The organism is Curtobacterium sp. 314Chir4.1 (assembly GCF_900215175.1).
In the GTDB taxonomy this organism is placed as follows: Bacteria; Actinomycetota; Actinomycetes; order Actinomycetales; family Microbacteriaceae; genus Curtobacterium; species Curtobacterium pusillum_A.
The window spans coordinates 772,420-786,612 of record NZ_OCMI01000001.1; the positions used below are offsets into that span (position 1 = coordinate 772,420).

Below are 14,193 nucleotides of genomic sequence, written 5' to 3' on the forward strand. Positions count from 1 at the left end.
GTGTGGGCGGTGGTCAGTGCTCGTGCGGGGCGGGTGCCGCGGCGTCGGCGCCGAACTTGAAGCCGAGGCGGCCGTGGGCGAACCCGCCGCCGGCGCGGATGGCCGTGGCGACCCAGGCGGCCTCGGCGAGCTCGGCCTCGTTCGCGCCGGCCTTCACCGCGCGCTGGCTGTGGCCGTCGATGCAGTAGACGCACTGCGTGGTGATGCCGACCGCCAGCGCGATGAGCTCCCGGTACTTCAGCGGGATCTCGCGGCCCTCGGCCTGGAACACCGACTCGTCGAACTGGACGAACGCCTTCAGGATGTCCGGGGTCTGCTGCTTGTAGACCTTCGTGAAGGTCTTGTCGTGCTCGCGGTCGAGGTAGTCGGTCATGGTGGCGACGCTATGACCGACCGGGCCCGGGGACGACGGGTGTTGCGGAGCGTGACCGGGCGTTGCGTCGTGTGACGCGGCGCCGGCGCCGCGGCGTCACACGGCGTCACGCGCCGGCGCGGGGCGGCGGCGCGCGGCGCGCGCTCGCGCCGCCCTCGCACCGTGCGAGGCCGACGCACCGTGCGAGGTTCCGCGCAGTGTGCGGGCCCACGCGGCTCGCACCGTGCACGAGAGCTCGCACACTGCGGCCTGGAGGCGCGTGGCGGCGCCGCCACGCGCCTCCAGGCCGCAGGTGGCTCGCACGGTGCGAGCGCGACGTACGGTGCGTGGTTCCGCGCAGTGTGCGAGGCCCGGACGGTCCCACCGTGCGCGGAACCTCGCACACTGCAGCGCCGGCGCGACGCCGGCCCGGCGCGCCCCGCGCCCCGGCCGCGCCCCGCGCTACAGCCCGCGCGCCCGCGCGCCGAGCCGCCCGCGCAACGTGACGTCCTCGTACTCGCGGTGGAACACCCCGCGGCGCTGCAGGATCGGCACGAGCTCGTCGACCACGGTCTCGAGGCCCCGCGGGAACTCGTCGACCATCAGGGTGAACCCGTCGGCGGCCCCGGTGCGGTACCACTCCTCGATCGTGTCGGCGGCCTGCTCGGGCGTGCCGACCACGATCCGGGCGCCGTACCCGCCGAAGCCGCGCAGCACCTCACGCAGGGACGTGTTGTGCGAGCGGACCCAGCGCACGACCGTCTCGTGGTAGCCGAGTGACGGGCCGTACGTCACAGGGTCGACCTCGCGGTCGAGGATCGCCGCGGGGATCGGCGCATCCGGGTCGAGGTCGGTGAGGTCGGCGTCGAGGTGCGTCCCGAGCGCCCGGAGCGAGTAGCCGTCCGGGGCGAGGGCCTCGAGCTCGTCGAACCGTCGCTGTGCCTCGGCCTCGGTGCTGCCGAGCACGAGGGACAGCCCCGGGACGATCGCCACGTCCGCCGCACGCCGACCGTACTTCTCGGCCGCCTGCTTGACCGCACGGTAGTGCTCCCGGGCAGGCTCGGGCGTCAGCTCGACCGCGAACACGCCCTCTGCGACCCGGGCGGCGAGGTCGCGGCCGTGCGGCGATCCCCCGGCCTGGAACACCACGGGGTGTCCCTGCGCCGACGGCGGGACGGTGAGCGTCCCCGCGAACTCGGTGAACTCGCCGTGGTGGTCGACGGGGACCCCGGTGGCGGCGGACCGCCAGAGCGCCTGGACGAGGTCGACGACCTCCCCGGCGCGGGCGTACCGCTCGGGTCGCTCCGGGTTCGTCGCGACGCCGAAGTTCGCCGACACCGACCGGTCGTAGGTCGTCACGGCGTTCCACGCCACGCGGCCCCCGGAGACCGTGTCGAGCGACAGCAGCCGCTCGGCGAGGTCCACCGGGTCGTTGTAGGTCGTCGACGCGGTCCCGACGAGCCCGAGGTGGGTGGTCGCGTCGGCGATCGCCCCGAGCGCCACGAACGGTTCGAGCAGCCCGTACGCACGCACGTTCGGGTCGCCGAGCGCGGGGTGGTCGGCGAAGAACACCATGTCGAGCAGCCCGCGTTCCGCGATCCGGCCGAGGTCGCGCCAGAACTCGGCGGTGAGCAGGTCGGTCGGTTCGACGTCCTGGGTCCGCCAGGCCGCCGGCCGCTGGCCGAAGCCCTGCAGGTTGACGCCGAGGACGAGCCCGGCGTCGGCCTCGGCGCTCATGCGCCGACCGCCGCGGGGACGGGCAGGCCGAGCAGGTCACGGAGCGTCCGCCGGCGGGTCGCGGGACCGGTCGAGGGCCGGGAGGCGCGGCTCGGCTCCGACGCGTCGGCCGCGGCCGGCAACGGGACGAGTGGGTGCGCGACCCCGGTGTCGTCCCGGTGCGCACCGAGCACCAGGTCGGCACCCTCGTACGCGACGTCGTGCCAGACCGCGAGGACGGGTTCGCCCTGCCGGCTCGACGGCGTCGTCAGCGGCCCCCGGACCCGGTACCCGCCCGGTCCGCCGTCGTGGTCGAGCGGGTGGATCCGGGTCGTGTCGGCGAACCGTCCGGCCTCGCGGTCGCCGATGATGCTGTCGAGCGGCCACGTCCGCCAGAGGCCGCGCACGACCTCGGCGAACTCGGCCGGGTCGTGCTGCTCCCCCGTCGCCGGCAGCCCGTGGTCCCGCGCGCCGACGACGAGTCCGACCCGGGCGTCCAGGACGTGGTCGAGGGACAGCACTCGTCGGGCGACGTTGTACGGGTGTTCCCGGGCGGGGGCTGCGGCGACGAGCAGCCCGTGCGTGGGCAGTGCGCGGCCGAGGGCGAGCGCCGCGGTGGTCGGGTCGAGCCGGTGACCACGACCGCGTTCGGCGTCGAAGCGGTCGGTGCCGATCGCGACGGCCACGGCGCCCGAGGCCCGGATGCGGTCGGCGAGCCGGGCGATCCCGCCGGGTCGGGCGACGGCCGCTGCGAGGTCGGCGTCCGGCACGGTGACGATCGTCGGTGCGGGTGTCTCGGTCACGGTGGGCCCCTCCCGGTGCGCGCGTCGGCACGCGCGCTCGTTGCGTGCAGAGCGGCCCGCCACCATCGCCTCCCCTGCGTCCGTGGCGGGCCGTTGCCGACGACCGTACGGGGCGGAGCGGGCCCGCCGGGTGCAGGTGTCGTCGGGTTGCGCCTCGTGACGGCGGGTTACGCGCGGTCGAGCGGGCTGGCGCCGTTCACGAGCAGGTCCCCGACGATGCGTCGCTTGTGCCCGCGCGGGTTGTGCGACGCCAGGGTCCGCGCGTTCCGCCAGTGCCGGTCGAGACCCAGGGCGCGGAAGGTGCCGCTCGACCCGAGGGCGTCGAACACGAGCGTCGTCGCGTCGAGCACGGCGTCGGTGACGACCGTCTGTGCCTGAGCGACCGCGATCCAGCTCCGCTCGAGGGCTGCGCGCAGGTCCGTGTCCGTCGACGGGTCCGCTCCGGTCGCCCGGAGTTCGGTGTGCCGGTCGACGGCGGCGTCCACCGGCCCGAGGCTCGCGGTGAACGCGGCGTCGGCGGCGTACACCCGGGCCGCGACGGTACCGATCGTGCCGAGCAGCTCGGGGTCCTGCGTCGGGTCCGCGGCGGTGCCGTTGTGGTGCCCGCGGGACCGGGAGCGCAGCGCCGCGATCCCCTCACGGAGGGCCGCCCGCCCGATGCCGACGAGGATCGCGTGCATCACCGTCTGGTAGTACTGCTCCTGGTACGGGTAGCGCGTCGCGTACGGCAGCACCCGCTCGTCGGGCACCCGCACGTCGGTGTACGTCACACTCCCGCTGCCGGTGACCCGCTGGCCGAAGCCGTCCCAGTCGTCGCCGATGACCACACCCGGGTCCCGGGCGTCCACGAGTGCGACGAACCGCGCTCCGGTGTCGTCGAGCGCCAGCACCGTGATCCAGCGTGCGTAGACGCTGCCCGTCGAGTAGAACTTCCGCCCGGTCACGCGCCAGCCCCCGTCCGGGTCGCGGGTGATCCGGGTGGTGATGTCGACGCCGGCGGTGTTCGGGGTCTCGCTCCACCCGCCGCCGACGAACTCGCCGCCGCCGAGTCGCGCGACGATCTCCCGGTCGAACGGGGTGCCCTCGGCGTGCACCCGGTCCTCGATGAACGAGAAGTGGTTGCGCCACACGTGCGCGAGGTTCGGGTCGACCTCCGCGATCTCCGCGACGGCCCGGAACACGTCCGACAGCCGTGCGCCGACCCCGCCCCACTCGACGGGGGCCCGCCAACGGGCGAACCCGGCGTCGACGAGCCAGCCGAGCTGGTCGGTGGCGAGCCGCTCCTCGCGTTCCCGCTGCCGGGCGTCGACGGCGATCCGTTCGATCACCGGTCGCAACGGCGCGATCAGTTCCTCGTAGCGGGCGTCGGCCGGGATCTCACTCGGGCACATGGCGGCACGCTACCGACGGGCGGGCGTCCTGCTCGTGCTCAGCGCAACCCGGCGTCACACCCGCTCACGGACGCGCCGGGTCACCACGTGATGCGGGCGAACTCGTCGCGCAACCGCCGCGCGCGTCCGGGGTGGACCTGCTCGACCCACCCGATCCGTCCGAGCAGGTGCGCCCGGAAGTCGGGGTGTCCCGCGCGGTTCTGCGACGCCGGACCGTGCTCGGCGGCGTTGTGCAGGATCGCGTGCAGCCGGTCGACCTCGCGCCGACCCGGCGACGTCCGGTCGTTGACGACGACCCCGGTGACCGACTGCCGCGTTCCCCGTCGCCGCACCCGGGTCTTCGACGGGTTGAGCCGGAGCCCCTGCTCCGTGACGATCCGGTCGACCCCGCGGAGGAACGCGTCCGGTCGTGCCGCGAGCCGGTCGTCGCCGCTGAACGTCAGGTCGTCGGCGTACCGGGTGTAGACGGCGCCGACCGACGCCGCCCACCCCGCCAGCCGCGCGTCCAGGTGCCGGAGCGCGGTGTTCGCCAGCGCCGGCGAGGTCGGCGCACCCTGCGGCAGGTGCGCCGCTCGGAGCATGCCGCGCAGCGCCTGCCGTTCCTCGGGGCTGCCGCCGTCCGGCATCGCGCTGAGGACGTGCACCGGCGCCCGGTGCGTGCAGATGCCGGTGAGGACGTGTGCGAGCGGCTCCGCGAAGCCCGCCGAACGGAAGACCCCGTACACGGTGGGCGCCGTGATGCTCGCGAAGAACGACGTCAGGTCGGCCGTGACGACGACCTGCTGCCCGGTGTGCACTGCGGCTCCGGTCACGACGCTCCGACCACCGACGAAGCCGTGCGCCGCGTCGTGCACCGGCAGCGCGGTGAGGAGCTCGTCGAGGATGGTCCGCTGGGTCCGGCGGAGCATGTCCATCGGCTTCTCGAGCAACCGCGGCGTGCGTCCGGGTCGACGGATCCACTCGTGCCGGTGGTGGTGGAGCGGGCTGGACGGACCCGGTCGTCGGTTCCACGCACGGGTGTCCGCGAGCCAGAGCAGCCGCCCGACGGTCAGGTCGAGTTCGCGCGCGAGCTCCGGCAGCGTGTCGACGAGCAGGCGGCTCGCGGTCTCCGGTCGTGCCCGGACCGCGGTCGCCCGGCGCGCGGTGATCCGGACCGGGCGGCGGGCCTCGCGGGCGCGGTGCAGTTCGGCCAGCCGCGGTGCTGCTGCGAGCACCGCCGCGAGCTGTCGCGGTGCGTCCACGGGTGGCCGCGGGTACGCGGCGAGGGCCGCCGCGACCGCGAGCCCGACGTAGGCGCGCTCGACGCCCACCACCGCCCAGCCGGCGGCGGTCAGGTCGTCCGGTCCCCAGTGCTCAGCGGTCAGGAACGCATCCGCGAGGGCGCCGGCGACGACGGACAGGGGCGTGGGGTTCCCGGGGGACCCGTCGGTGCCTCCGTGCGGGATCGCGCGCGGAGCGCGCCGGCCCGCTCGGGGCGTGTCGTCCTGCTGGTCCTGCGTGCCCCGGGGTGACCCCGGAGAGGTCGACGCGTCACGCGCGTCGGCCGCCTCCCCCGGGAACTCCACGCGCTCACCCTACGGCGACCCCCTGACGGACGGGAGGCACGGGGCGGGCCCGCACCACGCCTCCAGTCCGTCGGTCGGTCGCCGCGACGGCCGCGCGCCGCTCCTCGAGAGCCGCCCGCGACGACGACGTGTCACCCCGCGTGGCGGTGGGAGTAGCGTCGGTGCGCGTGACGATCGAACACCTCACCGAACCGCTCGCCGGGCAGGGGTGGGTGCAGATCGGCGAGGTCCTGCTCGCGTTCGCCCTCGCCTCGCTCATCGGCCTCGAGCGCCAGCTCCGGTCGAAGAGCGCCGGCATCCGCACCCAGGCGATCGTCGGGACCGCGTCCGCCCTGATGCTGCTCGTGAGCAAGTACGGGTTCAGCGACGTCCTCGTGCCGGACCACGTCGTGCTCGACCCGTCCCGTGTCGCGGCGCAGGTCGTCTCCGGGGTCGGCTTCCTCGGCGCCGGGCTCATCCTCACCCGTCGCGGAGCGGTCCGCGGGCTGACCACGGCGGCCGCGGTGTGGGAGACCGCGGCGATCGGCATGGCGGCGGGTGCCGGGCTCTGGCTGCTCGCGCTCGTCGTCACCGCCCTGCACTTCGTCGTCGTGTTCGGCTACACCGCCATCGTCTGGACGCTGTCCCGCTCCACCGAGCAGTCGATGACGCTCGACGTGGTCTACGACGCCGGACGCGGGGTGCTGCCGGACGTGCTCGCCCTCGTGACCGCGGGCGGGTGGCGGGTCGCCCGGCTCGTGCGTCAGGACACCGACCGGGCCGACGCCACCGCGGTCCGGATCGACGTCGCCGGCCGGTCCGAGGGGTCCCTGCTCGTCGCGCGGATCGGCGAAGTCGACGGCGTGCGGATCGTCGACCCGTCAGCGGCCGACGACCTGGAGTGACGCCGTGACATCGTTCTTCCTGACCCACGCCGAGGTCGTCGTGGACCCCGCACGACCGATCGAGTCGTGGGGGCTCTCCGCCGACGGTCGTGCCCGGATCGCCGGGGCTGCTGCCGTCGCCTGGCACCCCGGGGTCCGGCGCCTCGTGTCGAGCACCGAGCAGAAGGCGATCGACACCGCCGCCATCGTCGCGGAGGCGGTGGGGCTCGCCCCCTCGACCGACGCCGCGCTGGGCGAGATCGACCGCAGTGCGACGGGCTACCTGCCGCTGGACGAGTTCGAGGGGGTCGTCGACGCGTTCTTCGCCACGCCGGACGACTCGGTGCGCGGGTGGGAGCGGGCCGTCGACGCCCAGGCGCGCATCGTCGCTGCGGTCCGGGCGCTGACCGCCGACGGCGACGTCACGATCGTCTCGCACGGTGCGGTCGGGGCACTGCTGCTCGCCGACCTGCGGGGCGTGCCGATCTCCCGCGCGCTCGACCAGCCGGGCATGGGCAGCGTGTTCACGTTCGACCCGAGCGCGTGGCGGGCGACGAGCGGGTGGTCGCGCGTCCGCGTGCCCTGACCGGTCGTGTGGGCGCCGCTGCCGAACGACGACTCCGACGTCGTACGACACCGGACTCGTCGCAACCGGGCGCGCGCAACATCCGGCGCACGCGAGCGACGACAACGTGGACGTCGTACGACATCAACCTTGTCGTTCGGAGTCCGCACCCGCGCGCGCCCGCCTCACACGGGCAGCCGCTCCCCCGCCTCCACCGCCACGTCGAGCCGGTTCTCCGCCGGCGGCAGCGGGCACGTCGCGTGCACGGTGTACGCGCACGGCAGGTTCGTCGCCCGGTTGAAGTCGATCGTCGTCGCACCAGAGGCATCCGGCGCCGCGATGTCCAGGCTCCGGTTGGCGGCGTAGGTCGTCACCCCGCTCGTCCGGTCGGTGAACAGCACGTGCAACCCGTCGCCGTGCCCGTTGAACGCCAGGAGCGACCGCGGCCCGTCGAGGTCGAACGTCAGCACGCCCGGCGCCTCGTACACGTGCTGCAGCCCGTCGACGACCGAGCCCACCGTCACCGAGCGCGGCGTCTCGAACGGCTCGAAGTGCGCGTCGACCACGAAGGCCGGGTCCGGCTCGTACGACGGCGTCCCCGGGTACGACACCCGTGTCACGTTCGAGGGGCGGCGCGGCCGGATGACATCACTGCCGCCGCGGCGGGCGACCTCGACGACCACGGTCTCGTCCCCGTCCTGCCACACCACGGACGTGCTCGACCGTTCCGGCAGGGGGCCGAAGCGGTGCGTCCCGGTGACCCGGACGCCGTCGACCTCGATCGACTCCTCCTCGGCGAGCACCACCACGGGCCCGTCGTCCGAAGTCGACCACGTCCCGGGAGCGTCGTCGAACCGCTCGGGCGTGCCGGTCAGCCACCGGATGCTCGTGATCGCCAGGAACCCGTGCTCGCTCGCCCTGGCGCGCTCGTGGGCGTCGTGCCAGGCGCTCCACGCGGCCTGGAACTCGGGTGCGGTCGGCGTCGTCGTGGTCATGGGACGACGCTACGTCGTCCGCGGGCCGCGTGGCGACGGCCGCCGTCTCGGGACGTCACGCGGTCCGCTCACGACGGCGGGGCGGTGACGGCGACCAGGCCGGGAGGCGCGGTGCGGGTCGGACGCGCGCCGCGCCTCCCGGCCGGTGCCGGACCAGAGCAGCACGCACGCTGGCCGCGCCGTCTCACCAGGGGTGCGCGATGCTGCGCGCCCGCGGCCCGCGGGCCCGCGTGACCGGCGACACCGTCGCCTCGGGCGCCCGCGCGTCGAGCGCCGTCCCGAGGACCGCGCACGCCGCACCGCGGGCGACGGCCGCTTCGCCGTGCGTGGTCGGCTCGACGGCGATCCGCGGCGCGTCCGGCAGGCGGTCGGCGAGGCTCGCACGGACCGCGTCGAGGAACACCTCGCCGCCCGCGATCGCCGCGCTCCCGCCGATCACGACCTCGGTGACGTCGAGGAGTTCGACGACGTGGGCCAGCGCCGAGCCGAGTGCCGCTCCCCCGGCCGCGACCAGGGGTGCACCCTCGGGATCGGCGCAGAGGGACTCGTAGGCGGCGCGGACCGCGGCCGGGCAGTCGGTGCCGGTGTCGGTCGGCAGCAGTCCGGCGTCGATCGCGCGCCGGACCTGTTGGAGCGGCTGGCAGGCCTCCCAGACGGCGGTCCACCGACCGTGGGCGTGCACGGGCATCCCGCCGAACTCACCCGCGTTGCCGGTGGCCCCGCGGACGACCTCGCCCCCGGCGACCACGGCCGCACTGATCCCGTGCCCGAGCGTGACCGTGACGAGGCCCGCGGTGCTCGTGGTCGTCCAGGCCTCGCCGAGCCCGCCCGCGACGCCGTCCTTCTCGAGCAGGACGGGCAGCCCGGTGCGACGGCCGAGCTCCTCCGCGACGGGGACCCCCGCCCAGCCGGGGAGCTGGACGGGTGCGGCGAGCGCCGCCCGTGCCGGGTCGAGGGGCCCTGGAGCCGCGACGCCGATGCCGACGAGGCGTTCCCGGGTGGTGCGGTGCTGGCGGGTGCGTCCGGCGAGCAGACGTTCGGTCATCGCGGCCATGGCGTCGAGGGTCGCGGTGGGGTCGTCGACGGGGCCGGTGTCGCGGTGCTCGGTGGCGAGGACGGTGCCGGCGAGGTCGACCAGGACCGCTGTGACGCGTGCGGGGTCGAGGTGGAGGCCGATGGCGTACCGGGCGTCCGGGGCGATGCCGAGCGCGCGGGGTCCCTCCGGTGCGGTGGGTGCTTCCTGGCGGAGGAGCCCTTCGCGGAGGAGCCGGGCGGCGATGTTCGACACGGTCTGCGCGGTGAGGCCGGTGGTCGCGGCGATCGCTGTTCGGGTGGCCGGTCCCTGGCGGCGGACGACGTCGAGGACGAGGGCGCGGTTGAGGGTGCCGACTCGTGCGCTGTTCGTTCCGCGGTGCAACACGGGGCGCGCGGGTGGTTGACGCGGATCGTCCATGGTCCCTAGCATCGCATCACCTCGGTTTCATCAATCAATTTGATTGAATCGTACGGCCACACCGGTGTGGCCACGACGAAGGGACGCTCGTGACGACGACGACACGATCCGGTACCGCAGCTCCACCGTCCGTCCGGGACCGCGCTGCCGCGGTCCCGGGGCCTCGACGGCGACCTCGGGAGAGACACCCGTGGACGGTCGCCGAGAAGCGTCGGCTCCGGGTGGGCCTCGCCTTCATCTCGCCGTGGATCATCGGCGTCCTCGTGTTCATCGGCTACCCGCTGGTGTACTCGTTCGCAATCAGCCTGACGCGGTACTCGGGGATGAACGGTGCGACGTGGGTCGGGTTCGGCAACTACGTCGCCGCGTTCATCGATCCCCTGGTGCACACCGCGGTCGGCAACACGCTGTTCTACGCCGTGATCGCGGTGCCGGTCGGGATCGTCGTCGCCATCGTGATCGCGATGGCGATGAACCAGGACGTCCGCGAGATCAGCTGGTACCGCACGGCGCTGTACATCCCGTCGCTCATCCCGACGTTCGCGCTGGCGTTCATCTTCGTCGTGCTCGTCAACCCGCAGACCGGCATCGTGAACCAGGTCATGAAGCTCGTCGGCATCCCGGCGACGAACCTGCTCGGCGACCCGACGACCGCGAAGCTCGTCATCGTCGCCCTGGCGCAGATGGGCGCGGGCAACGCGGCGCTGATCTTCCTCGCCGGACTGCGTGGGATCCCGAAGACCCTGTACGAGGCGGCGCGTGTCGACGGTGCCGGTCCGGTGCGGCAGTTCTTCGCCCTGACCCTGCCGCTGCTGTCCCCGGTCATCCTGTTCAACCTCATCACGGGCATCAGCAACGGCCTGCAGGTCTTCACCGAGGCGTACGTGATCTCGTCCGGCACGGGTGGCCTCGGCAGTCCGGACAACGGGACGTTGTTCTACATGCTCTACCTCTACAAGAACGCGTTCAGCTACGCGCAGCTCGGGTTCGCGAGCGCGATGGCCGTCCTGCTGTTCCTGGCCGGCATGCTCCTCTCGGGGCTCGTGTACTGGCTGTCGAAGCGGTTCGTGAACTACGACGTGACCGGAGAGTGACCCAATGAGCCTGCACACCAAGTCCTCACCCACCGTCACCGCGAGCGTCGAGACGGTCAACCCGAAGGGCCGCTCCGGCGAGCGCTCCCGCAACGCCGACGGGTCGATCCGGTCGCCGTGGTCGTCCGTCCTCGCCCGCGTGGTCCTCATCGCGATGAGCCTGCTGTTCCTGGTGCCCATCTACTGGATGGTCATCTCGGCGCTGAAGGGCAACTCCGAGCTCGGCGCCTTCCCGCCCACGTGGTTCCCGCAGTGGCTGGACTGGTCGAACTTCGCCGACGCCGTGAACGCGATGCCGTTCTTCACGTTCTTCCGGAACACGGTGATCATCACCGTCTGCGTGACGCTGTTCTCGATGGTGTCGAACCTGGTCATCGCGTACGGGTTCGCGTGCCTGGAGTGGCGTGGACGGGACCGCCTGTTCTACGTCGTCCTGGCGACGCTGTTCATCCCGTTCCCGGTGACCCTGATCCCGATGTTCGACCTGTACGCGCGGCTCGGGTGGATCAACACGTTCCTGCCGCTGATCGTGCCGAGCCTGTTCGGGTCCGCGTTCTACGTGTTCCTGTTGCGGCAGTTCCTGCTGCAGATCCCGAAGGACCTGCTGAACGCGGCACGCATGGACGGGGCGTCGGAGTGGGGCATCCTCTGGCGGATCGTGTTCCCGCAGGCCCGCGCGGCGCTCGTCACCGTGGGGATCTTCGCGGCGGTGGGGGCCTGGAACGACTTCCTCGGGCCGCTCATCTACCTGCAGGACGAGAACGTGCAGACCCTGTCGATCGGTCTGCAGATCTTCCGTCTCAACAACTCGCAGGACTTCCAGTTCAACCAGCTGATGGCGGCGTCGGTGCTCATCATCCTGCCGCTCGTGGTCCTGTTCTTCGTGTTCCAGCGGACCTTCATCAAGGGTGTCCAGATCGGGAGCTTCAAGTGAGCAGCGCATTCGACCGTCGCACGTTCCTCCGCGGTGCCGCGGCAGCAGGCGGTGCCGGGGCCCTCGCGCTCCTCGCCGCGTCCTGCGCCTCGGGGTCCGGCGCGCGCAGCAATCCGAACCAGGTCACGATCTGGGGCGTCACCGGCACGTTCGTGCCGTTCCAGACGAAGGTCATCAACCAGTTCACGGCACTCCACCCGGACATCGACGTCAAGGTGAACGTCGTGCCGTCGCAGGGCACCGGTGACGCGACGAGCATCATCACGGCGGTCCGTGGCGGGACGGCCCCGGACCTGTGGCTGCTCGACCGGTTCAGTGCGGCGCAGTACGCGGCGATCGGGTTGATCGAGCCGATCGACGACCTCATCGAGGAGTTCGAGGACCAACCGAAGGACGAGTTCCTGGCGCAGTGGCTCGGGTTCACGATCGGCGAGGTGACGTACGAGGGCAAGACCTACGGTCTGCCGCACGACACCGACTGCCGCGGGATGTTCGTCAACCGGAAGATGCTCAAGGGTGCCGGGGTCGACCCGGACGAGTTCGACTGGGAGCACAACGGCCCGGCGACGCTCGACCGGGTGTGGGAGGTCAGCGAGCGCATCACGAAGAAGTCCGGCGGCAACTACACCCACATGGGGCTGCTCCCCTGGTACGGCGAGGGGTGGCCGTTCACCTGGGGTCTCGGACTCGGGGCGTCCTACTTCGACCAGCAGGACTCCCGGATGACGATGGACTCGACGAGCGTCCGCGGGATCTTCGACTTCTACGAGGACTGGGCGAAGCGGTACGGCTACAAGGACGCCGACACCTTCATCGCCACGTACGAGCCGACGGGCCACCCCCCGGGGCAGACCGCGTTCATGGCGGACCGGATGGCGTTCATGGTGAGCGTGCCGTCGACGATCCAGACCTTCGACAACTACGGCCCGAAGGACCTCGACTGGGGCACCGCGTACCTGCCGACGCAGCATGCCGGCGACGACAAGTACACGTGGTCCGGGGGCTTCGCGCTCTGCCTGCCGAAGGGCTCGAAGAAGAACAGGGCCGTGTGGGAGCTCATGAAGTACTTCACGAGCAAGCGCGGTCAGGAGACCTACGTCGTCCCGGCGACGAGCGTGCCCTCGAACATCGCCGCCCTCAAGGACCCGAAGGGCTCGGCGAAGTCGATCCGGTTCTTCGTCGAGTCGATGGGTGCGTCGAGCTGCCGTCCACCGCTGCCGGTCGGCGGCGCGTGGTGGGACTCCCTCGCGGACGCCCGGTCGAGCGTGCTGCTCGGCACGGCGAGCCCGCAGGAGGCCGTCGAGCGAGCCCAGGCCCGCGTCGACCCGATGATGCAGACCTACTCGCCCTTCAAGCTCCCCAAGGACTACGACAAGGTCCGGATCTGATCCGGGCCCGACGAAAGGACCACCACCGTGCCCACCACCGTGCCCGCCACCCCCATCCGTGTCGCCGTCCTCGGCTTCTGGCACGTGCACGCCGGTGACTACGCCCGGCAGGCCGTCGAGCACCCCGGCACCGAGCTCGTCGCCGTCTGGGACGACGACGTCGAACGCGGCCGCGACGGCGCCGAGCGCTTCGGCGTCGAGTTCACCGACGACCTCGACGCGCTCCTCGCCCGCGACGACGTCGACGCCGTCACGATCACCACCTCCACCGACGTGCACCACGACGTCATCACCCGTGCGGCCCGCGCCGGCAAGCACGTCTTCACCGAGAAGCTGCTCGCCCCGACCGTCGCGGAGTGCGAGGAGATCATCGCCACGTGCGACGCCGCCGGCGTCAGGCTCATCGTCTCGCTCCCCCGGCTGTACCACGGCTACACGGCCGCGATCCGCCGCGAGATCGACGAGGGCCGCCTCGGCGACGTCACCTTCGCCCGCGTCCGACTGTCCCACGACGGCGCGATCGCGCCGTGGCTGCCCGAGCGCTTCTTCGACCCGCAGACCGCGATCGGCGGGGCCCTCACCGACCTCGGCTGCCACCCGGTGTACCTGACGCAGCTGTTCCTCGGCGCCCGCCCGGACACCGTGGACGCCGTCTACCGCTCGGTCACCGGCCGCGCGGTCGAGGACCACGCCGTCGTCACGGTCGGCTACCCCTCGCAGGCCATCGGCGTCATCGAGGCGGGGTTCGTCGCCGGCACCCCGTTCACGATCGACGTCGCCGGGACCGGTGGCTGGCTCGCCTACTCCGACCAGCAGGGGGTCCTCACCGCCGGCGGACCGGCCTACGGCGACCAGCCCGTCACCCTCCCGGTCCCGGAGGACACCCAGGACGCGTTCGGCCAGTGGGTGGACCACATCGCCGCCGGCACGCGCGCGGACGACAACCTCGCCCGCGCCGTGGAACTCACCCGCCTCGTGGTGGCCGCCAACCAGGCCGCCCGGGTACCGGTCGCCGCCTGACCGGCGGGACCACGGAGACCCGCAGCACCGAGCACACCAGCACGACCAGAGCCA

At 72.8% G+C, this 14,193-nt stretch carries 13 protein-coding genes; 6 read left to right on the plus strand and 7 right to left on the minus strand.

Features of this window, described 5'->3' with window-relative positions; genetic code table 11:
* Positions 1-13: 13 nt before the first annotated feature.
* The 5 genes from CRP27_RS03545 to CRP27_RS03565 form a co-directional block, all read right to left on the minus strand.
* Positions 14-373, minus strand: coding sequence for a carboxymuconolactone decarboxylase family protein (locus CRP27_RS03545; protein ID WP_079235830.1), 360 nt, complete (start codon positions 371-373; stop codon positions 14-16).
* Between the two features lie 441 nt (positions 374-814).
* Entirely contained in the window at positions 815-2,089 is a 1,275-nt protein-coding gene (locus CRP27_RS03550; RefSeq protein WP_097179337.1) for an LLM class flavin-dependent oxidoreductase, read from the minus strand.
* Positions 2,086-2,871, minus strand: coding sequence for an LLM class flavin-dependent oxidoreductase (locus CRP27_RS03555; protein WP_097179338.1), 786 nt, complete (start codon positions 2,869-2,871; stop codon positions 2,086-2,088). The genes CRP27_RS03550 and CRP27_RS03555 overlap by 4 nt, the downstream gene beginning before the upstream one ends.
* Positions 2,872-3,038: 167 nt before the next feature.
* Complete coding sequence (locus tag CRP27_RS03560) at positions 3,039-4,262, minus strand: acyl-CoA dehydrogenase family protein (protein WP_097179339.1); 1,224 nt, start codon at positions 4,260-4,262, stop codon at positions 3,039-3,041.
* Between the two features lie 80 nt (positions 4,263-4,342).
* On the minus strand, positions 4,343-5,827 hold the full coding sequence (locus CRP27_RS03565) for a reverse transcriptase family protein (protein WP_097179340.1): 1,485 nt from the start codon (positions 5,825-5,827) through the stop codon (positions 4,343-4,345).
* A 167-nt stretch (positions 5,828-5,994) separates the two neighbouring features.
* Here CRP27_RS03565 and CRP27_RS03570 point away from each other — a divergent pair, with 167 nt between their 5' ends.
* Together CRP27_RS03570 and CRP27_RS03575 are read left to right on the plus strand one after the other, a co-directional pair.
* Positions 5,995-6,711: an MgtC/SapB family protein gene (locus CRP27_RS03570; RefSeq protein WP_255257414.1), complete on the plus strand. Its 717-nt coding sequence runs from the start codon at positions 5,995-5,997 to the stop codon at positions 6,709-6,711.
* Positions 6,712-6,715: 4 nt separating this feature from the next.
* Entirely contained in the window at positions 6,716-7,276 is a 561-nt protein-coding gene (locus CRP27_RS03575; protein WP_097179341.1) for a histidine phosphatase family protein, read from the plus strand.
* Positions 7,277-7,440: 164 nt separating this feature from the next.
* Here the strand turns inward: CRP27_RS03575 and CRP27_RS03580 are convergent, their stop codons facing one another.
* Complete coding sequence (locus CRP27_RS03580; protein WP_097179342.1) at positions 7,441-8,250, minus strand: DUF1684 domain-containing protein; 810 nt, start codon at positions 8,248-8,250, stop codon at positions 7,441-7,443.
* A gap of 184 nt (positions 8,251-8,434) precedes the next feature.
* Positions 8,435-9,703: an ROK family protein gene (locus CRP27_RS03585; RefSeq protein WP_176505449.1), complete on the minus strand. Its 1,269-nt coding sequence runs from the start codon at positions 9,701-9,703 to the stop codon at positions 8,435-8,437.
* A 221-nt stretch (positions 9,704-9,924) separates the two neighbouring features.
* Here CRP27_RS03585 and CRP27_RS03590 point away from each other — a divergent pair, with 221 nt between their 5' ends.
* From CRP27_RS03590 to CRP27_RS03605, 4 genes are read left to right on the plus strand one after another with little or no spacing between them, the layout of a single operon-like run.
* A complete protein-coding gene (locus tag CRP27_RS03590; protein WP_255257415.1) occupies positions 9,925-10,797 on the plus strand; it encodes a carbohydrate ABC transporter permease in 873 nt (290 codons plus the stop codon).
* A gap of 4 nt (positions 10,798-10,801) precedes the next feature.
* Positions 10,802-11,731, plus strand: a complete 930-nt coding sequence (locus CRP27_RS03595; RefSeq protein WP_097179345.1) for a carbohydrate ABC transporter permease — start codon at positions 10,802-10,804, stop codon at positions 11,729-11,731.
* Complete coding sequence (locus tag CRP27_RS03600; protein WP_097179346.1) at positions 11,728-13,119, plus strand: ABC transporter substrate-binding protein; 1,392 nt, start codon at positions 11,728-11,730, stop codon at positions 13,117-13,119. The genes CRP27_RS03595 and CRP27_RS03600 overlap by 4 nt, the downstream gene beginning before the upstream one ends.
* A 27-nt stretch (positions 13,120-13,146) precedes the next feature.
* Entirely contained in the window at positions 13,147-14,139 is a 993-nt protein-coding gene (locus tag CRP27_RS03605; RefSeq protein ID WP_255257416.1) for a Gfo/Idh/MocA family protein, read from the plus strand.
* Positions 14,140-14,193: the final 54 nt, after the last annotated feature.